This is a genomic window from Pseudomonas benzenivorans, assembly GCF_033547155.1.
In the GTDB taxonomy this organism is placed as follows: domain Bacteria; phylum Pseudomonadota; class Gammaproteobacteria; order Pseudomonadales; family Pseudomonadaceae; genus Aquipseudomonas; species Aquipseudomonas benzenivorans_B.
Map to the genome: position 1 here is coordinate 848,473 of NZ_CP137892.1, position 22,098 is coordinate 870,570.

Consider the following 22,098-nt stretch of genomic DNA (forward strand, 5'->3'; position numbering starts at 1 on the left):
TTCGTGAAAATAGCCCGGCCACCGAAGTGAGCGGGCTGTTTTCGGCAGTGCGAGTATTACTCGGCAGCGCCTTCACCTTCTTCGCTTTCTGCTTCGCTTTCTTCCTTCACGACGCGGGAAGCGTGGATGTTGGCCACGGCCAGGTCGTTACCGTGAGCCAGTGCCACCAGCTCGACGCCCTTCGGCAGGCTCAGGTCGGACAGGTGTACGACTTGGCCCAGCTCGACCTTGGCCAGATCGACTTCGATGAACTCCGGCAGGTCCTTCGGCAGGCAGGAAACTTCCACTTCCACCAGGGTGTGGGAGATTTCGCCGCCGCCTTGCTTGACGCCAACTGCGGTTTCTTCGTTGAGGAAGTGCAGCGGAACGTGGGCGGTCAGCTTCTGGCCGGCGATCACGCGCTGGAAGTCGGCATGCAGGACGAAGCCCTTGGCCGGGTGACGCTGCAGCGCCTTGATCAGTACGCTTTCGTTGGTGCCGGCGACGTTCAGGGTCAGAACGTGGCTGAAAGCCGCTTCGTTTTCCAGCAGCTTGGCGAAATCCTTGGCCAGCAGGCTGATCGATTGCGGGGCTTTCTCGCCGCCGTAGATGACGGCAGGAACCAGGCTGGCGTTACGACGCAGGCGGCGGCTCGCACCTTTCCCCAGGTCGGAACGCACTTCGGCATTCAGGGCAAATTCAGTCATTTCATTTCTCCAAAATAACCAAACCGTCCTTCACGCTTGCGACCAGCGACCGGACGGTTGGGCAAAAAGCCCCGCTCGAGGCGGGGCGCATTTCGTTCAGCGGTGATTCCGGGTTAACGGAACATCGCGCTGATCGATTCTTCATTGCTGATGCGGCGCACCGCTTCAGCGACTACCGGGGCGATATCCAGCTGGCGAATGCGCGAGCAGGATTGCGCGGCGGCGGACAGCGGGATGGTGTTGGTCACCACCAGCTCGTCCAGCACGGAGTTCTCGATGTTCTCGATGGCGCGACCCGACAGCACGGCGTGCGTGGCATAGGCGAAGACCTTGGCCGCGCCATGTTCCTTCAGCGCCTTGGCCGCGTGGCACAGGGTGCCGGCGGTGTCCACCATGTCGTCGACCAGGATGCAGGTGCGGCCTTCCACGTCGCCGATGATGTGCATCACCTCGGAGTGGTTGGCCTTCTCGCGACGCTTGTCGATGATCGCCAGGTCCACGCCCAGGGACTTGGCCACGGCGCGAGCACGCACCACGCCGCCGATGTCCGGGGAGACGATCATCAAATTGTCGAAGCGCTGGTCTTCGATGTCGTCCACCAGTACGGGGGAGCCGTAGATGTTGTCGACCGGGATATCGAAGAAGCCCTGAATCTGATCCGCGTGCAGGTCGACGGTGAGAACACGGTCGATGCCTACTACGGTGAGCATGTCGGCCACTACCTTGGCGCTGATCGCCACGCGGGCGGAGCGCGGACGGCGATCCTGGCGGGCATAGCCGAAGTAGGGGATGACAGCGGTGATTCGGGTGGCCGAGGAGCGGCGGAAGGCGTCGGCCATCACCACCAGTTCCATCAGGTTATCGTTGGTTGGCGCGCACGTCGGCTGGATCAGGAAGACGTCTTTACCGCGGACGTTCTCGTTGATTTCAATGCTGATTTCGCCGTCGGAAAATTTACCGACAGAAGCATCGCCGAGGGGGATGTGCAGCTGACGAACAATACGTCGCGCCAGATCGGGGTTAGCATTCCCCGTAAAGACCATCATCTTGGACACGCGCAGTACCTGCCGGCTGAGGGTATACCTGGATGAGTATAGAAATGGCAGGGGCGGCTGGATTCGAACCAACGCATGGCAGGATCAAAACCTGCTGCCTTACCGCTTGGCGACGCCCCTGTATCGTGTGTAACCCAATGCTGTCAGTCGGATTCATCACACCCGTGGTGTTGATGGCAGGGGCGGCTGGATTCGAACCAACGCATGGCAGGATCAAAACCTGCTGCCTTACCGCTTGGCGACGCCCCTACTGATACAACTGACTCTTACGCATTCACTTCTTGGCCAGAGTTGCGAGCTTGCGGTGCAACATCGAAACGTTGCGGCCCTGAGCGACAAAACTCGGCAAAGCGGCTGGAAGTTGGCGGGCGACTTTATCAGCATCGTCCCGGTTTGGGAAGCTCCCAAACACACAAGCTCCAGTGCCGGTCAATCTCGCAGGAACAAATTTGTTCAACAAGATCAGAGCGTTACGAACCTCTGGATAACGCTTCTGGACAACCGGCTGGCAGTCGTTACGACCACCCCCCTCAAGAAGGCTGCGAACTTTAATGGGCGGCGTATCCCGTGTCAACTCAGGGTCGGAGAAAACTTCCGCTGTGCTGACAAGCACTTGCGGAACGGCTACGAGGAACCAGGGTTCGGCGAGCTCGACCGGGGTGAGCTGCTCGCCGACGCCTTCGGCGAAGGCCGCGCGGCCACGGACGAACACCGGCACGTCGGCGCCCAGGCCCAGGCCCAGCTCCGCCAGGCGGTCCTCGCTCCAGCCCAGCTGCCAGAGGTGATCGAGGCCGAGCAGGGTGGTGGCCGCATCCGAGCTGCCGCCGCCGATGCCGCCGCCCAGGGGCAGGCGCTTGTCCAGCCAGATGTCGGCGCCCAGCGGGCAGCCTGAGTGCTGCTGCAGTTGGCGCGCGGCGCGCACGATCAGGTTGTTGTCGTGGTTCACGCCGGGTATTGCGCTGTGCAGGCGAATCTCGCCGTCCTCGCGCAGAGCGAAACCCAGCTCGTCGCCGTGGTCGAGGAACTGAAACAGGGTCTGCAGTTCGTGGTAGCCGTCCGCGCGGCGGCCGAGGATATGCAGCATCAGGTTGAGCTTGGCCGGCGCCGGCAATCTCAGCGCGGCGCCGAGGGGTATAGCCGCCCCGCTCATTGACCGAGCTGGCGTGGCTGCCAGTCCTTGATCACCAGGGTGACCTGCAGATCGTGGCCGTCGAGTTTGATCCGTTCGGGCAGCCAGTAGCCGTTCTGCTCGGCATAGCGCAGGTAGTCGACGCGCCAGCCGTCCTGGCTCAGTTGGGCCAGGCGGCTGTCGCCATCCAGGGTCAGGCGGCTCTTGCTGTCCGGGGAGGGCAGGCCACGAATCCACCAGAGCAGGTGCGAGACCGGCAGGTTCAGGCCCAGTTGCTGTTGCAGCAGGGCTTCCGGCGAGGCGGCCTGGTAGCGGCCCTGGTTGGCCACTTCTAGGAGGATCGCCCCCGGGCGCCCGGTCAGGCGGGCCGCGCCGCGGCCCAGGGGGCCGGACAGGCGGATGTCGTAGTAATCCTGGCGTTGCAGCCAGAACAGCGTGCCGCTGCCGGAGTCGCGCGGTGCGCGGATGCCGACCTTGCCGTTGATCTGCCAGGCGTCGAGGGCGCCGACCTGCTGCTTGTGTGCTCGCCAGCGGTCCGGGTCGCCTTGGCCCTCGAGGGCTTCGCGGGAGGTCAGGCCGGCGCAGCCGGAGAGCAGGGCGATCAGGGCGAAGAGGAGAAAGGGGCGTAGCGACATCATAGGGTCTCGGAGCCGGTCAGGCGCAGCAGGGTGCTGCGCAGTATGGTGCTGTCGGGCTGTTCCTTCAGGGCGCCGGCCCAGACCTTCCTGGCCTCGCGCTGCTTGCCGCGGGCCCAGAGGACTTCGCCGAGATGGGCGGCGACTTCGTGGTCGGGGAGGCGCTGCAGGGCCTGGCGCAGCAGGCGCTCGGCCACTTCCAGGTTGCCCAGGCGATAATTGACCCAGCCCAGGCTATCGAGAATGGCCGGGTCGTCCGGGTTGATTCGGTAGGCCTGCTCGATCAGCTCCTTGGCCTCGGCGTAGCGGGTGGTGCGGTCGGCCAGGGTGTAGCCGAGGGCGTTGAGGGCCAGGGCATTGTCCGGTTCGCGCTCGAGAATGAAGCGCAGGTCCTGTTCCAGCTGGCTCAGGTCGTCGCGTTTCTCGGCCAGCATGGCGCGGGTGTAGAGCAGGTTGAGGTCGTCCGGGTACTGCTCCAGCGCTTGGCCGATCAGGTCCCAGGCGGCGTCGGGCCGGTCCTGCTTGGCGAGGGCCTCTGACTCGATCAGGTACAGCTGGATGGCATAGTCGGGCTGGGCCTCGCGGGCCTTGCGCAGGCGTGTGGAGGCCTCGGCGCCACGCTGCTTGGCCAGCAGCAGGTCGGTTTGGCGGGCCTGGGCCGGCAGGAAGTCGTTGCTGGGGCCGACCAGGGCGTATTCGATCAGCGCGCTCTCCGGCTCGTCGATGGCCTCATAGGCGCGGGCCAGGTTGTAGTGGGCGGCATCGACATGGCTGCCACGCTCGACCAGCTCTTCCAGATAGACGATGGCCTCACGCCAGGCCTCGGCCTCCAGGCACACCAAGGCCAGGGAAAAGCGCAGGTCGTCGTCGTCGGGGTGTTGCTGCAGCAGGGTGGTGAACTCACCCTTGGCGTCGTCCAGGCGGTCCTGCTGGACCAGCAGGCGCGCATAGGTCAGGCGCAGGCGCTTGTCTTGCGGGTGGCGCTCGAGGCCCTGTTCCAGCAGGGGCATGGCTTCCTCGCCGCGCTCGAGCTGTTGCAGCAGGCGCGCCCGCAGCAGCAGCGGCGCCACCTCGTCGAGTTTGCTCGCCTGGGTCTCGAGCAGTTCCAGGGCCTCCTCGGATCGTTCGTCCTGCTGCAGCAGCAAGGCCTTGCCGAACAGTAGCTGGCCATTGTCCGGGTGCTTGTCCAGCAGGCGGTCGAAGCTCTGCAGCAGGCCGGCGCGGGTGTCCGGATCGGTTTCCGCGGCGGACAGGGCGAGGAAGTCGAAGTGGGTGTTGCCCTGGCGCAGCAGCACGCTTTCCATGTAGTGCATGGACTCGTCGTAGCGCCCGGCGCGAGCCAGTTGCACGGCTGCGGCGCGCTGGGCGTCGAGGTTGTCCGGGGCATTCTTGGCCCAGATCAGCGCGGTATCCAGGGCCGCCTGCTCGGCGCCGAGGTATTCGGCGATGCGGAAGCCGCGCTCGGCGACCCCGGCGTCCTGGGTCGCGTTGGCCTGCTGCACGTAGTTGCCCAGGGCGATGTCGAAGCGATTGCGCTGTCCGGCCAGTTCGGCGGTGAGCAGGGCGAACAGGGTCTCCTTGTCGAAGGAGGCATATACCTTGGGTTCGCTCGCAGCGGCAGGGCTGGCCTCTTCCACCGGCGGGGTGCCGTCCGGCGCCGAAGGGCTGAAGGCTTGGCAACCACCCAGTAGGGCCAGGGCGGTCAGTAACGCGAAGGATCTATTCATAGGGGAAAAGAGGGCTCACCTGCGGTCGGGCCATCATGACACAAGCCGCTGGGCAAGCCCATGGGGCAAGCGTTGCCGGCGGATTGCCGTGGCACTGCGGCTACTGGGACAATAGACGGCGGTGGTTGTTCTCACCTCGGCGACGTAGGACAATTGCCCGCTTCCCTTTCTAGTCAGCGACCTTGCATGGCCTTCATCGCCCTCGGCATCAACCACAAAACCGCCTCGGTGGCCGTCCGCGAACGCGTGGCCTTCACCCCGGAGCAGTTGGTTGAAGCGTTGCAGCAGCTGTGCCTGCGTACCGCCAGCCGCGAGGCGGCGATCCTCTCGACCTGCAACCGCAGCGAGCTGTACCTCGAGCAGGACGACCTGGGCGTGGATGCGGTGCTGGCCTGGCTGGCCGACTATCACCGGCTCAGCCTCGACGACCTGCGTGCCTGCGCCTACGTGCACCAGGACGACGCGGCGGTGCGCCATATGATGCGCGTGGCGTCCGGGCTGGACTCCATGGTCCTGGGTGAACCGCAGATCCTCGGTCAGATGAAGTCCGCCTACGCCGTGGCCCGCGAGGCCGGCACCCTGGGACCGCTGCTCGGCCGGTTGTTCCAGGCCACCTTCAGCACCGCCAAGACGGTGCGCACCGATACCGCCATCGGCGAGAACCCGGTGTCGGTGGCCTTCGCCGCGGTCAGCCTGGCCAAGCAGATCTTCAGCGACCTGCACGACAGCCAGGCCCTGCTGATCGGCGCCGGCGAGACCATCACCCTGGTCGCCCGTCACCTGTACGAGCAGGGGGTCAAGCGCATCGTCGTGGCCAACCGCACCCTGGAGCGCGCCAGCAGCCTGGCCGAACAGTTCGGTGCCCACGCGGTGCTGCTCTCGGACATCCCCCAGGAGCTGGTCAGCAGCGACATCGTCATCAGCTCCACCGCCAGCCAGCTGCCGATCCTCGGCAAGGGCGCGGTGGAAAGCGCGCTGAAGCGGCGCAAGCACAAGCCGATCTTCATGGTCGACATCGCCGTGCCGCGCGACATCGAACCCCAGGTCGGCCAGCTGGACGACGTCTATCTCTACACCGTCGACGACCTGCACGAGGTCATCGCGGAGAACCTCAAGAGCCGCCAGGGCGCGGCCCAGGCCGCCGAGGAGCTGGTCAGCGTCGGCGCCGAGGACTTCATGCTGCGCCTGCGCGAGCTGGCCGCGGTGGACGTGCTCAAGGCCTATCGCCAGCAGGCCGAGCGCCTGCGCGACGAGGAGCTGGCCAAGGCCCAGCGCCTGCTCGGCAAGGGCGCCTCGGCCGATGAGGTACTGGCCCAGCTGGCGCGGGGCCTGACCAACAAGCTGCTGCATGCGCCCAGCGTGCAGCTGAAGAAACTCTCCGCCGAGGGCCGCGTCGATGCGCTGGCCGTGGCCCAGGAACTCTTTGCCCTCGACGAGGGCGTGCCGTCGGACAAAAGCCTTTCATGAAAGCCTCGCTGATCAACAAACTCGACCTGCTGCAGGATCGTTTCGAAGAGCTGACCGCACTGCTCGGCGATGCCGAGGTGATCGCCAAGCAGAACCAGTTCCGCGCCTACTCCAAGGAGTACGCCGAGATCGAGCCGGTGATCCTGGCGTTTCGCCAGTTCCGCAAGGTGCAGGACGACCTCGAGGGCGCCCAGGCCCTGCTCAAGGACAGCGACCCGGACCTGCGCGAGATGGCCGAGGAAGAAGTGGCCGAGGCCAAGGCCCGGCTGGTCGAGCTGGAGGACAGCCTGCAGCGCATGCTGTTGCCCAAGGACCCCAACGACGGGCGCAACGTCTACCTGGAGGTGCGCGCCGGCACCGGCGGCGACGAGGCGGCGATCTTCTCCGGCGACCTGTTCCGCATGTACTCGCGCTACGCCGAGAAGCAGGGCTGGCGGGTCGAGGTGCTGTCGGCCAACGAGGGCGAGCACGGCGGTTTCAAGGAGGTGATCGCCCGGGTCGAGGGCGAGAACGTCTACGCCAAGCTCAAGTTCGAGTCCGGCGCCCACCGCGTGCAGCGCGTGCCGGAGACCGAGTCCCAGGGCCGTATCCACACCTCGGCCTGCACCGTGGCGGTGCTGCCGGAGCCGGACGAGCAGGCGGCCATCGAGATCAACCCGGCCGACCTGCGGGTCGACACCTACCGCTCCTCCGGCGCCGGTGGCCAGCACGTCAACACCACCGACTCGGCGATCCGCATCACCCACATCCCCACCGGCATAGTGGTCGAATGCCAGGAGGAGCGCTCGCAGCACAAGAACCGCGCCAAGGCCATGGCCTGGCTCGCCGCCAAGCTCAAGGACCAGCAGGAGGCGGCGGCACACAAGGAAATTTCCGACACGCGCAAGCTGCTGGTGGGCTCCGGCGACCGCTCCGAGCGCATCCGCACCTACAACTTCCCCCAGGGCCGGGTCACCGACCACCGCATCAACCTGACCCTGTACGCCCTGAGCGAGGTCATGGCCGGGGGCGTCGAGGCGGTGATCGAGCCGCTGCTGGCCGAGTACCAGGCCGACCAGCTGGCGGCTCTGGGCGATTGAGAGTTGTAGGGTGGATGACGCGTGCTCATCCACCTGAGGTTCCCACGGTGGATCGATAGCGCGCGAGCTACGCGCCCCGATCCACCCGACGTGAGATAGCCGCCCCGATGACCACTATCGAATCGCTGCTCAACACCGCCGCACTGCCCGACTCGCCGACCCCGCGGCTGGACGCCGAGCTGCTGCTGGCCCATGCCCTGGGCACGTCGCGCAGCTACCTGCGCACCTGGCCCGAGCGCGAGGTCGAGGCCGAGGCGGCGGCGCGCTTCGCCGCCGACCTGGCGCGGCGCCGGGCCGGCGAGCCGGTGGCCTATATCCTCGGCCACCAGGGTTTCTGGAGCCTGGAGCTGGAGGTGGCGCCGCACACCCTGATTCCGCGGCCGGACACCGAGCTGCTGGTGGAGACCGCCCTGGGCTTGCTGCCGGCCACTCCGGCGGCGGTGCTCGACCTGGGCACCGGCACCGGCGCCATCGCCCTGGCCCTGGCCAGCGAGCGACCGGGCTGGCGGGTGAGCGGGGTGGACAGGGTGCCCGAGGCGGTGGCCCTGGCCGAGCGCAACCGCCAGCGCCTGCAGCTGAGTAATGCCGAGTTCCTCGAGAGCCACTGGTTCGCCGCCCTGGGCGGGCAGCGCTACGACCTGATCGTCAGCAACCCGCCTTATATCGCCGCCGCAGATGGGCACCTGAGTCAGGGCGATGTGCGCTTCGAGCCGAGCAGCGCCCTGGTCGCCGGTGCCGATGGCCTGGACGATATCCGTCGGATCGTCGCGCAGGCCCCGGAGCATCTGCAGTCCGGGGCCTGGCTGCTGCTAGAGCACGGCTTCGAGCAGGCCGCGGCGGTGCGCGAGCTGCTGGCCGGCCGCGGTTTCGCCGAGGTGCAGAGCAAGCGCGACCTGGGTGGTCACGAACGCATCAGTCTGGGACGGTTCCATCATGAATGAGCACGATATGCTGAGCGATGACGAACTGCTGCGCTACAGCCGGCAGATACTCCTGTCGCAGATCGACGTCGACGGCCAGCTGCGCCTCAAGCACAGCCGGGTGCTGATCGTCGGCCTCGGCGGCCTGGGTTCGCCCGTGGCGCTGTACCTGGCGGCGGCCGGGGTCGGCGAGCTGCACCTGGCCGATTTCGACGCGGTAGACCTGACCAACCTGCAGCGGCAGATCGTCCACGACAGCCAGGGCATCGGCCGGAGCAAGGTCGACTCGGCCATGGCGCGGCTGGCGGCGCTCAATCCGCAGGTGCGCCTGCAGGCCCACCGCACGGCCCTGGATGCCGACTCGCTGGCCGCCGCGGTGGCGGCGGTGGACCTGGTGCTCGACTGCTGCGACAACTTCGGTACCCGCGAGGCGGTCAACGCCGCCTGCGTCGCCGCGGGCAAGCCCCTGGTCAGCGGCGCGGCGATCCGCCTGGAAGGCCAGCTGTCGGTGTTCGATCCGCGGCGTGACGACAGCCCCTGCTACCACTGTCTGTACGGTCACGGCAGCGAAGCCGAGCTGACCTGCAGCGAGGCCGGCGTGGTCGGTCCGCTGGTCGGTCTGGTCGGCAGCCTGCAGGCGCTGGAGGCGCTGAAGCTGCTGGCCGGCTTCGGCGAGCCGCTGGTCGGCCGGTTGCTGCTGGTCGATGCCCTGGGCTCGCGCTTTCGCGAGTTGCGGGTCAAGCGCGACCCGGGCTGTGCCGTGTGCGGGGGCGGGCGTGGCGAATAGCGCGCCGATCGGGGTCTTCGACTCCGGCGTCGGCGGCCTCTCGGTACTGGGCGAGATCCGTGCCCTGCTGCCGGCCGAATCCCTGCTCTACGTGGCCGACAGCGGCCATGTGCCCTACGGCGAGAAGAGTGCGGAGTTTATCTCCGAGCGCTGCCACACCCTCGCCGGCTTTCTCCTGGCGCAGGGCGCCAAGGCCCTGGTGCTGGCCTGCAACACCGCCACGGTGGCCGGGGTGGCCGAGCTGCGCGAGCGCTATCCGCACCTGCCGATCATCGGCATGGAGCCGGCGGTCAAGCCGGCGGCGGCGGCCACCCGCTCCGGCGTGGTCGGCGTGCTGGCCACCACAGGTACCCTCAAAAGCGCCAAGTTCGCCGCGCTGCTCGACCGTTTCGCCGGCGATGTGCGGGTGATCACCCAGCCCTGTCCGGGGCTGGTGGAGTGCATCGAGGCCGGCGAGCTGGACGGCGCGGCGACCCGCGAGCTGCTCCAGGGCTACGTCGCCCCGTTGCTGGCCGAGGGCTGCGACACCCTGATCCTCGGCTGTACCCATTACCCCTTCATCAAGCCGCTGCTGCGCACTCTGGTGCCCGAGTCGGTCAGCCTGATCGACACCGGCGCCGCGGTGGCCCGGCAGCTCAAGCGGCGCCTCGGCGAGCAGCGATTGCTGGCCGAGGGCCCGGCGCAAGCCGCACGTTTCTGGAGCAGCGGCGAGCCCGGGCGGATGCAGGCGGTGCTGCCGCTGCTGTGGGGCGAGGCGGCCGCGGTGCAGGGGCTTTGACAGCGGCGGGACGGGCTGCTGTTATGCAATTGTCTGCTTGTATTAATAACAATGAGTTCGATACTTTCAGGTGACTGTGCGGGGCGCTCCCGTGACCTGGTGATAAAAGGAAATTTCCAATGAAGAAGTTGTTTGCTTTGGCTGCCCTTGCAGCCTTGACCATGGGGCCGGTGGTATCCGCGCAGGCGGCCGACGTGACCTTCGCCGTGGGCAGTACCGACGAATCGACCATGGTCTATCGCGTGGGCACCCAGTTCGATTTCAGCAGCCGCTGGCTGGAGAGTTCGACCGGTCACCTGGGCGGCTACTGGGATGCCGGCTACACCTTCTGGGAGGGCGACGAGACGGCCAGCAACCACAGCCTGTCCTTCTCGCCGGTGCTGGTCTACGAGTTCGCCGGCGACAGTGTGCGGCCCTATATCGAGGCCGGCATCGGCGTGGCCTTCTTCTCCAGCACCGAGCTGGAAGGCAGCAAGCTGGGCTCGTCCTTCCAGTTCGAGGATCGCCTCGGTGTCGGCCTGCGCTTCGCCGACCAGGAACTCGGCCTGCGCGCGCTGCACTATTCCAATGCCGGGCTCAAGGAGCCGAACAACGGCATCGAGGCCTATACCCTGCATTACCGCCTGAGCTTCTAAGGGGCGGCGTCAGACCGCAAAAAAACCGGGCCATGGCCCGGTTTTTTCGTTTCGGCGGGGCACGCTCAGCGATAGATGCCGGCCATGCCGCGGCGTTCGTCCAGGCACTCGGCCGAGCCCATCTCGAATTCGCGGCAGATCAATGGGCGCTGTGCGTAGATGCTGCAGCGCATGCTGTCGCGATCCAGCGCCGCGCACCAGCCGTCGTCGAGTCGGCGCATCACCTCGCCGCCCCAGGCGTCGGTGCCGATGAAACGCTGCGGCACCCCGGTGTCGCCGAGCAGTATGACTTCCAGCTGGCAACAGCAGGCGGCGCAGTTGGCGCAGCTGACCGCCGGCTCGTCGGGCAGTTGGGTGTGGGCAATGGGCGGGAGATGACTCATGGCCCGCAGTGTACGCCAGCCCTCGCCGGCGCGCCGCTCAGCCCGACCGGCGCGCCTTCAGGCTCTGCTGGTACTGGCTGCGATAGAGTTTGGCGAAGCCGTGCAGCACAGGCATCACCAGGGCCCAGAGCAGGGCCAGCAAGGCCAGGGTCGGCCAGGTGCCATAGGGTAGGCCGACGCCGGCCAGCTGGGCGCCGGCGTAGTAGGACAGCGGTCCGCCGACGGCGCCGAGCAGGCTGCCTCGCCACCAGGGTTGCGCCGTCCAGGCCAGGCAGTGGTTGAGGGTGGTCGCCAGCAGCAGCCAGAGCAGCGCCAGCCACAGCGGAATCAGGGTGCGTGGCTCGCCGAAGTCGAACACCCCGAGGTTGAGCAGGAAGCTGTCCAGGGCGCTACCGGCGAGGAACACGCTGAGCAGCAGCTTGCCCTCGGCGGCCCAGCTGGCGGTCCACAGCAGGTGCACTGCGAGGATCGGCAGCACCAGCCACAGCCAGGGGCCGCCGCCCAGCACGCAGGCCAGCCAGCCGAGCTGGAACAGCAGGGCGTTGACGATCGGTTTAGACATCCAGGCGTCCCAGTAGGGGTTGCGGTCGCGCCGCCGGCTTGGCCAGCAGCAGTTGGGCGGTGCCGATGGTGCGCTCGATGAAGCCGCCCTCGCAATAGCACAGGTAGAACTCCCACAACCGATAGAAGTGCTCGTCGTAGCCGAGCCGTTCCAGTCTGTGCCGCGCTTGGCGCAGGTTGGCGTGCCACAGGCGCAGGGTGCGCGCGTAATGCAGGCCGAAATCCTCCATGTGCTGCAGGTTCAGGTCGGTGCGGTTGCCGACTATCTCCAGCATCTTCTGCAGCGAGGGCAGGGCGCCGCCAGGGAAGATGTAGCGCTGGATGAAGTCGACGCTGCGCCTGGCCTGCTCGTAGCGCTGGTCGCGGATGGTGATGGCCTGCAGCAGCATCAGGCCATCGTCCTTGAGCAGTTTCGCGCACTGCTGGAAGTAGGTGGGCAGGAAGCGGTGGCCGACCGCCTCGATCATCTCGATCGACACCAGCTTGTCGTACTGGCCGGCGAGGTCGCGGTAGTCCTCCAGCAGCAGGGTGATGCGCTCGCCCAGGCCCTGTTCGGCGATGCGTCGGGCGCAGTAGTCGTGCTGCTCGCGGGACAGGGTGGTGGTGGTCACCTTGCAGCCATAGTGGCTGGCGGCATAGATGGCCATGCTGCCCCAGCCGCTGCCGATCTCCAGCAGGTGGTCGGTGGGGCGCAGCGCCAGCTTGCGGCAGATGCGTTCGAGCTTGTTCAGCTGGGCCTGTTCCAGGCTGTCGTCGGGGCCCTCGAACTGCGCCGCCGAATACATCATGGTCGAGTCGAGGAACTGCTCGAACAGCGCGTTGCCCAGATCGTAGTGGGCGGCGATGTTCTTGCGCGAGCCGCGCCGGGTGTTGCGGTTGAGCCAGTGCAGGCCCTGGATCAGCGGCCGGCCGAGGCGGGCCAGGCCGCCCTCCAGGGCATCGAGCACCTCGAGGTTGCTGACGAACACGCGCACTACCGCGGTCAGGTCCGGGCTGCTCCAGTAGCCATGGATGTAGGCCTCGCCCGCGCCAATCGAGCCGTTGCCGGCAACCAGGCCCCAGACGGCGCCGTCGAGCACCTCGATCTGCGCGCTGAGACTGGCCTGCGGGTCGCCGAACGCCAGGCGCTGCCCGCCCTCGATGATCAGCAGGTGGCCATGGCGCAGCTGGCTCAGCTGGTGCAGCACGGCGCGGCGCAGCAGGCCGGCGCCGAGGCCCTGGCCGGCGACCAGGGAGTATTTGCCGGTGGTTGGGCTAGAGCTTTTCATGGGAGAGGTCCTTCGCGTGTGCCCGGGCCGTGCGGAAGCCGTCGTCGGCGACCTGGTGGCTGAACAGGGGCGTGCGTTTGAGCAGCAGGCGCAGGGCCTGCCAGTAGATGGCGGCGAGGGTCTTGCCGGTCATCCAGGGGAAGCGCAGCAGGTAGCGATGCAGGCTGGCGCGGTCGAGGGGCTCGCGGTGCAGGCTGAGGCTGGCGTCGAACAGCTTGTTCTCGCCCTGCCAGTCGGCCATGTGCAGGCCCAGGCGCTGGCCGGGCGCGGCGAAGCTCATGCGGTATTGCAGGTCGCGGGGCAGGAAGGGCGAGACGTGGAAGGCTTTGGCCACGGCGACGTGCTGACGGCCCGCGCCTTGTACCGGCAGCACGTAGTGGTAACGCTCGCGCCAGGGCGTGTTGCTGACCTCGCAGAGGACCGCCGCCAGGCGCCCGTCCGCCTCGAAGCAGTAGAAGAAGCTCGCCGGATTGAACGCCAGGCCCCAGCTGCGCGGCTGGGTCAGCAGGCGGATCGCACCCTGGGGCGCCTCACCCAGAGCCTCGGCGACCCGCTGGCGCACCGCGTCGATCAGGCGTATGCCGTGCCGGGTGAGCTCGGGCAGGTAGTCGCTTTCGCGGAAGGCGAAGGGCGCCCAGCGCCCGCCGCCGGCCAGGGGAGACAGCGCCAGCACCTGCTGCTGCTCGGCCAGGTCCAGGTACAGCAGGCCCATGCGGTAGCGGAAGCTATGGCTCCTGGGGGCGAAGCGCCGGTGCTGCACCCAGCCGCTGTACAGGGCGCTGTGCATCAGAGCGCCTCGCCGAAGGCGCGGGCCACGCGCAGGGCGCTGACCACCCCGTCCTCGTGGAAGCCGTTGGCCCAGTAGGCACCGCAGTAGTAGCTGTGCTGGGCGCCGAGCAGCTCCTGCCAGCGCGCCTGGGCGGCCATGCCGGCCAGGCTGTACTGCGGATGGGCGTAGCGGTAGCGGCCGAGGATCTTGTCCGGATCGATCGCCGCGGTCTGGTTGAGGCTGACGCAGAAGGTGGTGTCGCTCTGGATGCCCTGCAGGATGTTCATGTTGTAGGTCACCGCCGCCGCCTGCTCGCTCGGCCCGCCCAGGCGATAGTTCCAGCTGGCCCAGGCCAGGCGGCGCCGGGGCAGCAGGCGGGTGTCGGTGTGCAGCACCACATCGTTGTCGGCATAGGGCAGGGCGCCGAGGATCTCCCGCTCGGCCTGGCTCGGCTGGGCCAGCAGGGCCAGGGCCTGGTCGCTGTGGCAGGCCAGCACCACCTTGTCGAAGCGTTCCGTGCCGGCGGCGCTGTGCAGGGTCACGCCCGCCTCGTCGCGCTCGATGCGCTGCACCGGACAGTTCAGGCGGATGCGCTCGGCGAAGGGGGCGCTCAGCGGCGCCACGTAGCTGCGCGAACCGCCTTCGATCACCCGCCATTGCGGGCGGTCGCTGACCGACAGCAGGCCGTGGTTCTTGAAGAAGCGCACGAAGAACTGCAGGGGGAAGTGGAGCATCTCGGCCAGGGACATGGACCAGATCGCCGCGCCCATCGGCACGATGTAGTGCTCGATGAAACGCCGGCCGTAGCCGCCCTGGCTCAGGTAGTCGCCCAGGGTGGTATGGGCGGCCAGGCGTCCGTCGCCGAGGTCGGCGAGGGCTTCGCGGTTGAAGCGCAGGATGTCGCGCAGCATGCCCCAGAACGGCGGCGACAGCAGGTTGCGGCGCTGGGCGAACAGGCTGTTGAGGTTGTTGCCGTTGTATTCCACGGCGCTGTGCGGATCGCGCACCGAGAAGCTCATCTCGGTGGCTCTGGAGGCGACGCCGAGCCGGTCGAGCAGGCGGATGAAGTTGGGATAGGTCCAGTCGTTGAACACGATGAAGCCGGTATCGATGGCGTAGTCGCGACCGTCCACCCGCACATCGACGGTATGGGTATGGCCGCCGACCCAGTCGCCGGCCTCGAACAGGCTGATGGCGTGACGCCGGTTGAGCAGGTAGGCGCTGGTCAGACCGGCGATGCCGCTGCCGATGATGGCGATCTTCATGGGCGCTCCGTAGGCGTTGTGGCGCGGCGCGCCATGCGTCGGCCGATGGCCAGTTGCAGGCGCCCCGGCAGGTGGGCGAGCAGCCGCAGGGCGGCGATGAACGGCCGCGGGAAGGCGATCTCCAGTGGTCGCTGGTCCAGGCGGCTGGCGATATGGGCGGCGGCCCGCTGCACCGGCCAGCGCATCGGCATGGGGAAGTCGTTCTGCCGGGTCAGGGGGGTGTCGACGAAGCCGGGGCTGACCAACGTGACGTCGATGCCTTCGTCGGCCAGGTCGATGCGCAGCGCCTCCAGCAGGTAGCGCAGGCCGGCCTTGGAGGCGCCGTAGGCTTCGGCGCGGGGCAGGGCCAGGTAGGTCACCGAGCTGCCGACGCCGACCAGGTGCGGCTGCCAGCCGCGGCGCAGCAGCGGCAGGGCGGTCTCGATGCAGTAGCCGGCGGCGAACAGATTGACCCGCATCACCCGCTCGATCATCGCCGCCTCGAAGGTCCGGGCATCGACGTACTCGCAGGTGCCGGCATTGAGCAGCAGGGTATCCAGGGCACCCCAGCGCGAAGCGATGCGCTCGCCGATGTCGCGCACCTGCTCGGCGTCGCCGAGATCGCCGGGGACCAGCAGCACCTGTTGTGGATAACGGTCGGCCAGGGCCCGCAGTGGACCTGGGCGGCGCGCGCTGAGGGCCAGGCGGTGGCCAGCCTTGAGCAGCAGTTCGGCCAGGGCGGCGCCGATGCCGCTGCTGGCGCCGGTGAGCCAGATGCGTCGCGATTCGCTGTTCATGCCAACCTCCGCTGCAGCCAGCGGATCAGCCGGCCGATCAGGGGCGCGTGCTCGTAGAGCAGGGCGCCGGCGTCGAAATAGTCGCGGTGGCGATGGACCTTGCCGTTCCACAACAGATGGGAGCAGCCCTCCACCCGGATCAGCTGGCCACCGGCCAGGCGTGGATGGCGATAGCTCAGGGTCCAGCGCAGGTAGCCCTCGCCCTCGCGGACCTGGTCGAAGCCATGGAAGTCGAAGCGCAGGTCGCTGACGTTGGCGTACAGCCGGGCGAAGTAGCGGCGCAGGTTGTCCAGCCCGCGCACCTCGTGCAGCGGGTCGCAGAACAGCGCGTCGTCGCTGTACAGCCGGCCCAGGCGCTCGAGGTTGTCCTTGTTCAGGGCGGCGAAGTCCTTGGCGAAGCGGCGCAGGAAGTCGCTCATCAGCTGGCCTCCTGGTGCAGCGGCGGCAGGTTCTTGAAGGCCGCCAGGGCCCGTTCGCGACTGTGGCCCAGGTCGACGATCGGCCGTGGATAGTCGAGCGCGTCGAACAGCCCGCCACGCACCCTGCTCGGCTCATGGATGGCCTTGTCGTCGAGCCCGGCCAGCTCCGGCAGCCAGTGGCGGATGAAGCGGCCCTGGGGGTCGAAGCGCTGCGACTGGCTGACCGGGTTGAACAGACGGAAGTAGGGCACCGCGTCGGTGCCGGTGGAGGCGCTCCATTGCCAGCCGCCGTTGTTGGCCGCCAGGTCGCCGTCGATCAGCTGGCGCATGAAGTAGCGCTCGCCGACGCGCCAGTCGATCAGTAGGTTCTTGGTCAGGAACATGGCCACGACCATGCGCAGGCGGTTGTGCATCCAGCCGGTGGCGTGCAGCTGGCGCATCGCCGCGTCGATCAGCGGGAAGCCGGTGCGGCCCTGTTGCCAGGCGGCCAGCTCGTCCGGGGCGTCGCGCCAGGGCAGCGCCTCGGTCTCCGGGCGGAAGGCGCGGTGCCGCGAGACGCGCGGGTAGCCGACCAGGATGTGCTTGTAGAACTCGCGCCAGAGCAGCTCGTTGATCCAGGTGACGACGCCGTTGTTGCCGCCATCGAACTCGCCCCGATTGACCTGCAGGGCGGCGTGCAGGCACTGGCGCGGCGACAGCACGCCGGCGGCGAGGTAGGCCGACAGCTGGCTGGTGCCGGGCTGGGCGGGGATGTCGCGGGCGTCCTGGTAGTAGTCGATCTGCTCGTCGGCGAAGCGTGCCAGGCGCTCATGGGCGCTGGCCTCGCCGGCCGGCCAGAGCTGGCGCAGCGTCTCGTCCGCCGGGCTGAAACCCGCGGCAGCGGCGGGCACGGTATCGCTCGCGAGCGCCAGGGGCGCCTGCGCCGCCGGGGTCGGAAGCAGGGGCGGCAGGGCGGTGTGCAGGCGCTGGTAGCAGAGCTTGCGGAACTGGCTGTAGACCTTGAAGTAGCCACCGGACTGGGTCAGCAGGCTGCCCGGCTGGAACAACAGCTGATCGAGGTAACCGTGGAAGGCCACGCCCTGTTCGTCGAGGCGCCGGGCCACGGCCTGGTCGCGGCGCTGCTCGTTGATCCCGTACTCCTCGTTGACCCGCACGGCGGCGACCCGCAACTCGCGGCACAGCTTGGCAATCACCTGCGGGGCCTCGTCCCAGGTAGGCGCCTGGCGGATCAGCAGGGGCACGTTGAGCCTGCCCAGGGCGCTGGACAGCTCGGTCAGGTTGCGCAGCCAGAAGTCGACCTTGCAGGTTGCGTCGTCGTGCTGGCGCCACTGGCCGGGGCTGAGCAGGTAGAGCGCCACGGTCGGCCCGGCCGCCATGGCGGCGGCCAGGGCGCTGTTGTCGCGTACGCGCAGGTCGCTGCGCAGCCAGATCAGTTGCCGCATGGGGTCACCTGTGAAGGGGCCTGTAGGTTGAGCTGGTGCAGCGCTTGCAGCGCCTCCAGTGGGTCTTGCGCCAGGCGCAGGTCGGTGCGCGCGGCGGTCAGTTCGGCCAGGGCCTGGCGATGAATGCGTACCACCGGCCCGGCCAGCACCGTGGGGCAGCGGCCGGCGCCGAGCAGGCGCGGCAACTGCTGGCCGTCGAGGGCCTGGCTGGCGTACAGCAGCAGGGCGCAGGGGCGGATGCGCTCGACGGCCAGGCCCAGTTCGGCGGCCGGCACCGGCCAGTCGAACACTTCCACCGCATGCCCGGCGCCGCTGGCCAGCCAGGCGCTGAGCCACAGGCCGGGCTCCATCGGACGGTCGCTCAGGTTGATCAGCAGCACCGGCGCGCCGCCGTGCAACCGGTTGTTGTGGTACAGCCGGGCGCCCAGCTTGCTGCGCAGCCAGGAGAGGAAGAACACCCGCTCCAGTTCCGCGCCGGCCTGGCCGTGCCAACGCGACTCCAGGGTCTCCAGCAGCGGCAGCAGCAGTTGCAGGCACAGGGTCTGCGGCGGATACAGGGCCATCTCGCCGTTGAAGCAGTCGTCCAGCCGGCGCTCGGCCAGGTCGCCGATAGCCGTCAGCAGCTGAGCGCGCTTCTGATCCCACTGCGACAGGTTTTCCTCCGGCGCGCTGCGTTGCGCTTGCAGCAGGCCCTTGACCTGGCTGACCGAGACGCCGCGCTCGAGCCAACCGAGGATCGCCTGGACCCGCGCGATGTGCGCCGCGGAGTAGAGGCGATGGCCCTTGGCCGTGCGCTGCGGCAGGATCAGGCCATAGCGGCGCTCCCAGGCGCGCAGGGTGACGGCGTTGACGCCGGTCAGCCGCGCCACCTCGCGGATCGGCAGCAGGCCCTCGCCCAGGGTATCCCGCTCGGTGCCTGCGCCGTTCATAGCGCGTTGCGCAGGCCGAGGTTTTCCGGATGGGGCTGCAGGTAGGCCTGCTGCGCCAGGTAGGCATCCGGATGACGACGCAGGTGGTGCTTGAGCAGGGTCAGGGGCACCACCAGCGGCACGATGCCGCCGCGGTATTGACCGATCAGCGCGTGCAGCTCCTGGCGCTCGTCCGGGCTCAGGCCGCGCTTGAGGTAGCCGCTCAGGTGTTGCAGCACGTTGCTGTGGGTGCCGCGGGTGGCGCATTGCTTCAAGGCGGTCATCAGCTCGCGGAAATAGCGCGGCGCCAGCTCCGCCAGGTCATGCCGGGCGAGGTCGCCGAGCAGGCGGCCTAGGGCCCGGTACTGCAGCGGCGCGGTGGCCATCAGCAGGTACTTGTAGCGCGAGTGGAAGGCAATCAGCGCCCGGCGCGTCAGGCCCTCGCGCAGCAGGCGCTGCCACTCGGCATAGGCGAACACCCGGGTGAGGAAGTTCTCGCGCAGCACTGGGTCGTTGAGCCGGCCATCCTCCTCCACCGGCAGGTCGGGGTGTCGGGCCATCAGCGCCGCGGCGAAGATGCCGCGACCGGTGGGTTCGCTGGGGCGGCCGCCGTCCTGATAGACCTTGACCCGCTGCATGCCGCACGAGGGCGATTTCTGCATCAGGATGTAGCCGCTGATGCCGTCCAGCTGCTCGGCGATGCGCGCGCCGTAGGCGGCCAGGCGTTCGGTGACGTCCAGTTCGGCGTTGACCGAACCCACTGCCCGCGGGGCCTGGGGATTGCCGACCAGGCGGATGGGTTCGCGCGGTGTGCCGAGGCCGATGGCGACCTCAGGGCACAGGGGGACGAAGTCGAAGTGCTCGCCGAGCACCTGGCTGCACAGACGCGATTCCTTGTGCCCGCCGTTGAAGCGCACTTCGGCGCCCAGCAGGCAGGCGCTGATGCCGAGCTTGGGTTTGTGCTGGGGGGCTTGGATGGTGGGCATGGGCAACCTCCTGCGAATACCTGTACAGATATATTTTTCTGTACAGCTTTCGTTCAGCATAGGCGCGCGAGGTTTCTTGTACAAGTATTTTGTACAATTTACGTATAGGTATTAGGGGCTGGCGCTGACTGTGTAGGCGGCAGCTCGACGGCTACGACCTCATCCTGTTCGTCGCGCACGAGCTCGATGACCGGGAAGGGCTTCTCGCGATTGTGCGGCTGTCGCGCCGTCCACTTGGATGGCAGCGGTGTGCGCGGGTTGATGCGCTGGCGGGGGCGTGGTCCGGAGGCGGCCGCGCAGTGTCGCGCGGCCGGGGTTCATTGCAGATGGCCGATCAGCTTGTGCGCCGCTTCCTGGCCGCTCAGCCAGGCGCCTTCGACCCGGCCGGACAGGCACCAGTCGCCGCAGGCGTAGAGGCCCAGGTCGGCATCGGCCAGGGCGCCCCATTGGTGGGCGGCGCCCGGGCGGGCATAGAGCCAGCGGTGGGCGAGGCTGAAGGTCGGAGCGGGCAGGGTGCAGCCGATCATCTCGGCGAAGGCGCCAAGCAGCTGTTCGACCACCTCCTCCTTGGGCAGGTCGAGGTGCTGCTTGCTCCAGCTGCTGCTGGCATGCAGCACCCAGGTGTCCAGGGTGGTTTCGCGACCGGGCTTGCTGCGGTTGCGGGCCAGCCAGTCGAGCGGGCTGTCGTGCACGAAACAGCCCTCCACCTTGGTCTGCAGGGGGCTGTCGAAGGCCAGGGCGGCGGCCCAGGTCGGCTCCATCGGCACGCCGGCGGCGGCGGCGGCGAGCTTCGGCGCGCTGGCCAGCAGGGCGCTGGCCTGGGGCGCCGGGGTGGCGATCACGACATGGCTGAAGGGGCCGTGGCTGCCGCCGTCGGCGTCCTGCAGGTGCCAGTGCTGCTCGCCGCGAAACACCTCGGTGATGCGGCAGGAGAAGTGCACCGGCAGTGCCCCGAGCAGGGCGCGGGTGATGGCGCTCATGCGCGGGATGCCGACCCAGCGCAGCTGCTCGTCTGGTGAGGCGCTCAACTGGCCGTCGCGGTAGTGGTAGAGGCTCGGCTGCCATTCGGCGACCCAGCCGCGGGCTTGCCAGTGCTGCACCGCCTCGACGAAGCGGCGGTCGCGGGCGGTGAAGTACTGCGCGCCCAGGTCGAGGGCGCCGGCGTCGCTGCGCTTGCTGGACATGCGCCCGCCGCTGCCGCGGCTCTTGTCGAACAGCTGCAGCTCGTAGCCTGCGGCGTGCAGGGTCTGGGCGGCCGACAATCCGGCAATTCCGGTGCCGATGATGGCGATGGGGGCGATTGCTGTCATGGTCTACCTCGTGTGCTAGAGCGGCAGGCTGCGCTTTAGACAAAAGCTATACGATATTGTAGTTATGTATAAAGTATGCGCAGTTCTTTTCTCGTCTCTCTATTATTTAGGACAACCTGCCTCGGGATAAAAGGCACGTGCCAGCGCTATAAATCAGACTAGGGCGATAACCCGGTGTTACGCCATGCGAGGAAGATGCCATGCACATATTGCTGACAGGCGGTACTGGCCTGATGGGTCGCGCCCTGTGCCGTTACTGGCTGACCCAGGGCCATCGGCTGACGGTGTGGAGCCGCAGCCCGCAGCGGGTGTCGAGCCTGTGTGGCGCCGAGGTGCGCGGCATCGGCCGCCTCGAGGAGCTGGGCGAGGAGCCGCTGGATGCGGTGATCAACCTGGCGGGCGCGCCGATCGCCGATCGGCCCTGGACGCGCAAGCGCAAGACCCTGTTGTGGGCCAGCCGGATCGGTCTCACCGAGCAGTTGCTGGCCTGGCTGGGGCGGCGCGAGCAGAAGCCCCGGGTGCTGGTGTCCGGCTCCGCGGTGGGCTGGTACGGCGACGGCGGCGAGCGCGAGCTGCATGAGGATACGCCGCAGGTTACCGATGATTTCGCCGCCCAGCTGTGCGGTGCCTGGGAGGAAACCGCGCAGCGCGCCGAGGCCCTGGGGCTCCGCGTGGTGCTGGTGCGTACCGGCCTGGTGCTGGCGCGGGACGGTGGCATGCTCAAGCGCCTGTTGCTGCCGTTCAAGCTGGGCCTCGGCGGCCCCCTGGGCGACGGCCGACAGTGGATGCCCTGGATCCACCTGGCCGACCAAATCGCCCTGATCGATTTTCTTATGCTCCAGCAACAGGCCAGTGGTCCCTATAATGCCTGCGCCCCGCAGCCGGTGCGCAACGCCGAGTTCGCCAGCGCCCTGGGCCGCGCCCTGCACCGTCCGGCCATCCTGCCGGCGCCGGCCTTCGTCTTGCGCGTCACCCTGGGCGAGCTGTCCGGCCTGCTGCTGGGTGGCCAGCGGGCGCTGCCGGTGCGCCTGGGCGAGGCGGGCTTCCGATTTCGCTTTACCGATCTGGATGCGGCCCTCGAGGACATTCTGGCCGACCACCATTGAATAGGAC

Annotated in this window: 24 protein-coding genes and 2 tRNA genes; 7 read left to right on the forward strand and 19 right to left on the reverse strand. The window is 68.0% G+C overall.

Features of this window, described 5'->3' with window-relative positions; translation table 11 throughout:
- Positions 1 to 56: 56 nt before the first annotated feature.
- The 7 genes from SBP02_RS03935 to SBP02_RS03965 form a co-directional block, all read right to left on the reverse strand.
- Complete coding sequence (locus SBP02_RS03935) at positions 57 to 686, reverse strand: 50S ribosomal protein L25/general stress protein Ctc (protein WP_318645100.1); 630 nt, start codon at positions 684 to 686, stop codon at positions 57 to 59.
- Between the two features lie 113 nt (positions 687 to 799).
- A complete protein-coding gene (locus SBP02_RS03940; RefSeq protein WP_208708453.1) occupies positions 800 to 1,741 on the reverse strand; it encodes a ribose-phosphate pyrophosphokinase in 942 nt (313 codons plus the stop codon).
- A gap of 45 nt (positions 1,742 to 1,786) precedes the next feature.
- A tRNA-Gln gene (locus SBP02_RS03945) sits at positions 1,787 to 1,861 on the reverse strand.
- Positions 1,862 to 1,915: 54 nt separating this feature from the next.
- Positions 1,916 to 1,990, reverse strand: a tRNA-Gln gene (locus SBP02_RS03950).
- Positions 1,991 to 2,015: 25 nt separating this feature from the next.
- Positions 2,016 to 2,891, reverse strand: coding sequence for a 4-(cytidine 5'-diphospho)-2-C-methyl-D-erythritol kinase (gene ispE, locus SBP02_RS03955; protein ID WP_318645101.1), 876 nt, complete (start codon positions 2,889 to 2,891; stop codon positions 2,016 to 2,018).
- Positions 2,888 to 3,505, reverse strand: a complete 618-nt coding sequence (lolB, locus tag SBP02_RS03960; protein ID WP_318646293.1) for a lipoprotein insertase outer membrane protein LolB — start codon at positions 3,503 to 3,505, stop codon at positions 2,888 to 2,890. Before lolB ends, ispE begins: the two co-directional genes overlap by 4 nt.
- Positions 3,505 to 5,232 (reverse strand): tetratricopeptide repeat protein, encoded by a 1,728-nt coding sequence (locus SBP02_RS03965; protein WP_318645102.1) that lies wholly within the window; start codon positions 5,230 to 5,232, stop codon positions 3,505 to 3,507. The genes lolB and SBP02_RS03965 overlap by 1 nt, the downstream gene beginning before the upstream one ends.
- A gap of 186 nt (positions 5,233 to 5,418) precedes the next feature.
- Between SBP02_RS03965 and hemA the strand changes: the two genes are divergently transcribed.
- The 6 genes from hemA (at position 5,419) to SBP02_RS03995 (ending at position 10,898) form a co-directional block, all read left to right on the forward strand.
- Positions 5,419 to 6,699, forward strand: coding sequence for a glutamyl-tRNA reductase (gene hemA, locus SBP02_RS03970; RefSeq protein WP_318645103.1), 1,281 nt, complete (start codon positions 5,419 to 5,421; stop codon positions 6,697 to 6,699).
- Positions 6,696 to 7,778 (forward strand): peptide chain release factor 1, encoded by a 1,083-nt coding sequence (prfA, locus tag SBP02_RS03975; protein ID WP_318645104.1) that lies wholly within the window; start codon positions 6,696 to 6,698, stop codon positions 7,776 to 7,778. Before hemA ends, prfA begins: the two co-directional genes overlap by 4 nt.
- Before the next feature lie 107 nt (positions 7,779 to 7,885).
- The gene (prmC, locus tag SBP02_RS03980) at positions 7,886 to 8,719 is read left to right on the forward strand and encodes a peptide chain release factor N(5)-glutamine methyltransferase (protein WP_318645105.1); all 834 of its coding nucleotides are present in this window, start codon (positions 7,886 to 7,888) and stop codon (positions 8,717 to 8,719) included.
- A 7-nt stretch (positions 8,720 to 8,726) separates the two neighbouring features.
- Entirely contained in the window at positions 8,727 to 9,485 is a 759-nt protein-coding gene (locus SBP02_RS03985; RefSeq protein WP_318646294.1) for a molybdopterin-synthase adenylyltransferase MoeB, read from the forward strand.
- Positions 9,475 to 10,263 carry a glutamate racemase gene (murI, locus tag SBP02_RS03990; protein WP_318645106.1) on the forward strand — a complete coding sequence of 263 codons (789 nt, stop codon included), beginning with the start codon at positions 9,475 to 9,477 and terminating at the stop codon, positions 10,261 to 10,263. Before SBP02_RS03985 ends, murI begins: the two co-directional genes overlap by 11 nt.
- A 119-nt stretch (positions 10,264 to 10,382) precedes the next feature.
- Positions 10,383 to 10,898, forward strand: coding sequence for an acyloxyacyl hydrolase (locus SBP02_RS03995; protein ID WP_318645107.1), 516 nt, complete (start codon positions 10,383 to 10,385; stop codon positions 10,896 to 10,898).
- 65 nt (positions 10,899 to 10,963) lie between these two features.
- On the opposite strand, the gene SBP02_RS04000 is transcribed toward SBP02_RS03995, so the two are convergent.
- The 12 genes from SBP02_RS04000 to SBP02_RS04055 all read right to left on the reverse strand — a co-directional run bounded on the left by SBP02_RS04000 (position 10,964) and on the right by SBP02_RS04055 (position 20,985).
- The gene (locus SBP02_RS04000; RefSeq protein ID WP_318645108.1) at positions 10,964 to 11,281 is read right to left on the reverse strand and encodes a YkgJ family cysteine cluster protein; all 318 of its coding nucleotides are present in this window, start codon (positions 11,279 to 11,281) and stop codon (positions 10,964 to 10,966) included.
- A gap of 37 nt (positions 11,282 to 11,318) precedes the next feature.
- Positions 11,319 to 11,843 carry a DUF2878 domain-containing protein gene (locus SBP02_RS04005; RefSeq protein ID WP_318645109.1) on the reverse strand — a complete coding sequence of 175 codons (525 nt, stop codon included), beginning with the start codon at positions 11,841 to 11,843 and terminating at the stop codon, positions 11,319 to 11,321.
- Positions 11,836 to 13,110 (reverse strand): cyclopropane-fatty-acyl-phospholipid synthase family protein, encoded by a 1,275-nt coding sequence (locus SBP02_RS04010; protein WP_318645110.1) that lies wholly within the window; start codon positions 13,108 to 13,110, stop codon positions 11,836 to 11,838. The genes SBP02_RS04005 and SBP02_RS04010 overlap by 8 nt, the downstream gene beginning before the upstream one ends.
- Positions 13,097 to 13,897 (reverse strand): DUF1365 domain-containing protein, encoded by an 801-nt coding sequence (locus SBP02_RS04015; protein WP_318645111.1) that lies wholly within the window; start codon positions 13,895 to 13,897, stop codon positions 13,097 to 13,099. Before SBP02_RS04015 ends, SBP02_RS04010 begins: the two co-directional genes overlap by 14 nt.
- On the reverse strand, positions 13,897 to 15,144 hold the full coding sequence (locus tag SBP02_RS04020) for an NAD(P)/FAD-dependent oxidoreductase (RefSeq protein ID WP_318645112.1): 1,248 nt from the start codon (positions 15,142 to 15,144) through the stop codon (positions 13,897 to 13,899). The genes SBP02_RS04015 and SBP02_RS04020 overlap by 1 nt, the downstream gene beginning before the upstream one ends.
- A complete protein-coding gene (locus tag SBP02_RS04025) occupies positions 15,141 to 15,920 on the reverse strand; it encodes an SDR family NAD(P)-dependent oxidoreductase (protein WP_318645113.1) in 780 nt (259 codons plus the stop codon). Before SBP02_RS04025 ends, SBP02_RS04020 begins: the two co-directional genes overlap by 4 nt.
- Positions 15,917 to 16,339: a nuclear transport factor 2 family protein gene (locus SBP02_RS04030; RefSeq protein ID WP_318645114.1), complete on the reverse strand. Its 423-nt coding sequence runs from the start codon at positions 16,337 to 16,339 to the stop codon at positions 15,917 to 15,919. The genes SBP02_RS04025 and SBP02_RS04030 overlap by 4 nt, the downstream gene beginning before the upstream one ends.
- Positions 16,339 to 17,781, reverse strand: a complete 1,443-nt coding sequence (gene phrB / locus SBP02_RS04035) for a deoxyribodipyrimidine photo-lyase (RefSeq protein WP_318645115.1) — start codon at positions 17,779 to 17,781, stop codon at positions 16,339 to 16,341. The genes SBP02_RS04030 and phrB overlap by 1 nt, the downstream gene beginning before the upstream one ends.
- A complete protein-coding gene (locus tag SBP02_RS04040) occupies positions 17,769 to 18,710 on the reverse strand; it encodes a MerR family transcriptional regulator (protein ID WP_318645116.1) in 942 nt (313 codons plus the stop codon). The genes phrB and SBP02_RS04040 overlap by 13 nt, the downstream gene beginning before the upstream one ends.
- Positions 18,707 to 19,675: a YbgA family protein gene (locus SBP02_RS04045; protein WP_318645117.1), complete on the reverse strand. Its 969-nt coding sequence runs from the start codon at positions 19,673 to 19,675 to the stop codon at positions 18,707 to 18,709. Before SBP02_RS04045 ends, SBP02_RS04040 begins: the two co-directional genes overlap by 4 nt.
- A gap of 98 nt (positions 19,676 to 19,773) precedes the next feature.
- Positions 19,774 to 19,938, reverse strand: a complete 165-nt coding sequence (locus tag SBP02_RS04050) for a TIGR02450 family Trp-rich protein (RefSeq protein ID WP_318646295.1) — start codon at positions 19,936 to 19,938, stop codon at positions 19,774 to 19,776.
- Positions 19,939 to 19,992: 54 nt separating this feature from the next.
- A complete protein-coding gene (locus SBP02_RS04055; RefSeq protein ID WP_318645118.1) occupies positions 19,993 to 20,985 on the reverse strand; it encodes an NAD(P)/FAD-dependent oxidoreductase in 993 nt (330 codons plus the stop codon).
- A gap of 200 nt (positions 20,986 to 21,185) precedes the next feature.
- Here SBP02_RS04055 and SBP02_RS04060 point away from each other — a divergent pair, with 200 nt between their 5' ends.
- Complete coding sequence (locus SBP02_RS04060) at positions 21,186 to 22,091, forward strand: TIGR01777 family oxidoreductase (RefSeq protein WP_318645119.1); 906 nt, start codon at positions 21,186 to 21,188, stop codon at positions 22,089 to 22,091.
- Positions 22,092 to 22,098 lie beyond the last annotated feature (7 nt).

Bases quoted from the DNA above. Each gene is read 5' to 3' on its own strand.
- SBP02_RS03935 (WP_318645100.1), bottom strand. From the start codon at position 686: ATGACTGAATTTGCCCTGAATGCCGAAGTGCGTTCCGACCTGGGGAAA.
- ispE (WP_318645101.1), bottom strand. From the start codon at position 2,891: ATGAGCGGGGCGGCTATACCCCTCGGCGCCGCGCTGAGATTGCCGGCG.
- lolB (WP_318646293.1), bottom strand. From the start codon at position 3,505: ATGTCGCTACGCCCCTTTCTCCTCTTCGCCCTGATCGCCCTGCTCTCC.
- SBP02_RS03965 (WP_318645102.1), bottom strand. From the start codon at position 5,232: ATGAATAGATCCTTCGCGTTACTGACCGCCCTGGCCCTACTGGGTGGT.
- hemA (WP_318645103.1), top strand. From the start codon at position 5,419: ATGGCCTTCATCGCCCTCGGCATCAACCACAAAACCGCCTCGGTGGCC.
- prfA (WP_318645104.1), top strand. From the start codon at position 6,696: ATGAAAGCCTCGCTGATCAACAAACTCGACCTGCTGCAGGATCGTTTC.
- prmC (WP_318645105.1), top strand. From the start codon at position 7,886: ATGACCACTATCGAATCGCTGCTCAACACCGCCGCACTGCCCGACTCG.
- SBP02_RS03985 (WP_318646294.1), top strand. From the start codon at position 8,727: ATGCTGAGCGATGACGAACTGCTGCGCTACAGCCGGCAGATACTCCTG.
- SBP02_RS03995 (WP_318645107.1), top strand. From the start codon at position 10,383: ATGAAGAAGTTGTTTGCTTTGGCTGCCCTTGCAGCCTTGACCATGGGG.
- SBP02_RS04000 (WP_318645108.1), bottom strand. From the start codon at position 11,281: ATGAGTCATCTCCCGCCCATTGCCCACACCCAACTGCCCGACGAGCCG.
- SBP02_RS04005 (WP_318645109.1), bottom strand. From the start codon at position 11,843: ATGTCTAAACCGATCGTCAACGCCCTGCTGTTCCAGCTCGGCTGGCTG.
- SBP02_RS04010 (WP_318645110.1), bottom strand. From the start codon at position 13,110: ATGAAAAGCTCTAGCCCAACCACCGGCAAATACTCCCTGGTCGCCGGC.
- SBP02_RS04015 (WP_318645111.1), bottom strand. From the start codon at position 13,897: ATGCACAGCGCCCTGTACAGCGGCTGGGTGCAGCACCGGCGCTTCGCC.
- SBP02_RS04020 (WP_318645112.1), bottom strand. From the start codon at position 15,144: ATGAAGATCGCCATCATCGGCAGCGGCATCGCCGGTCTGACCAGCGCC.
- SBP02_RS04025 (WP_318645113.1), bottom strand. From the start codon at position 15,920: ATGAACAGCGAATCGCGACGCATCTGGCTCACCGGCGCCAGCAGCGGC.
- SBP02_RS04030 (WP_318645114.1), bottom strand. From the start codon at position 16,339: ATGAGCGACTTCCTGCGCCGCTTCGCCAAGGACTTCGCCGCCCTGAAC.
- phrB (WP_318645115.1), bottom strand. From the start codon at position 17,781: ATGCGGCAACTGATCTGGCTGCGCAGCGACCTGCGCGTACGCGACAAC.
- SBP02_RS04040 (WP_318645116.1), bottom strand. From the start codon at position 18,710: ATGAACGGCGCAGGCACCGAGCGGGATACCCTGGGCGAGGGCCTGCTG.
- SBP02_RS04045 (WP_318645117.1), bottom strand. From the start codon at position 19,675: ATGCCCACCATCCAAGCCCCCCAGCACAAACCCAAGCTCGGCATCAGC.
- SBP02_RS04055 (WP_318645118.1), bottom strand. From the start codon at position 20,985: ATGACAGCAATCGCCCCCATCGCCATCATCGGCACCGGAATTGCCGGA.
- SBP02_RS04060 (WP_318645119.1), top strand. From the start codon at position 21,186: ATGCACATATTGCTGACAGGCGGTACTGGCCTGATGGGTCGCGCCCTG.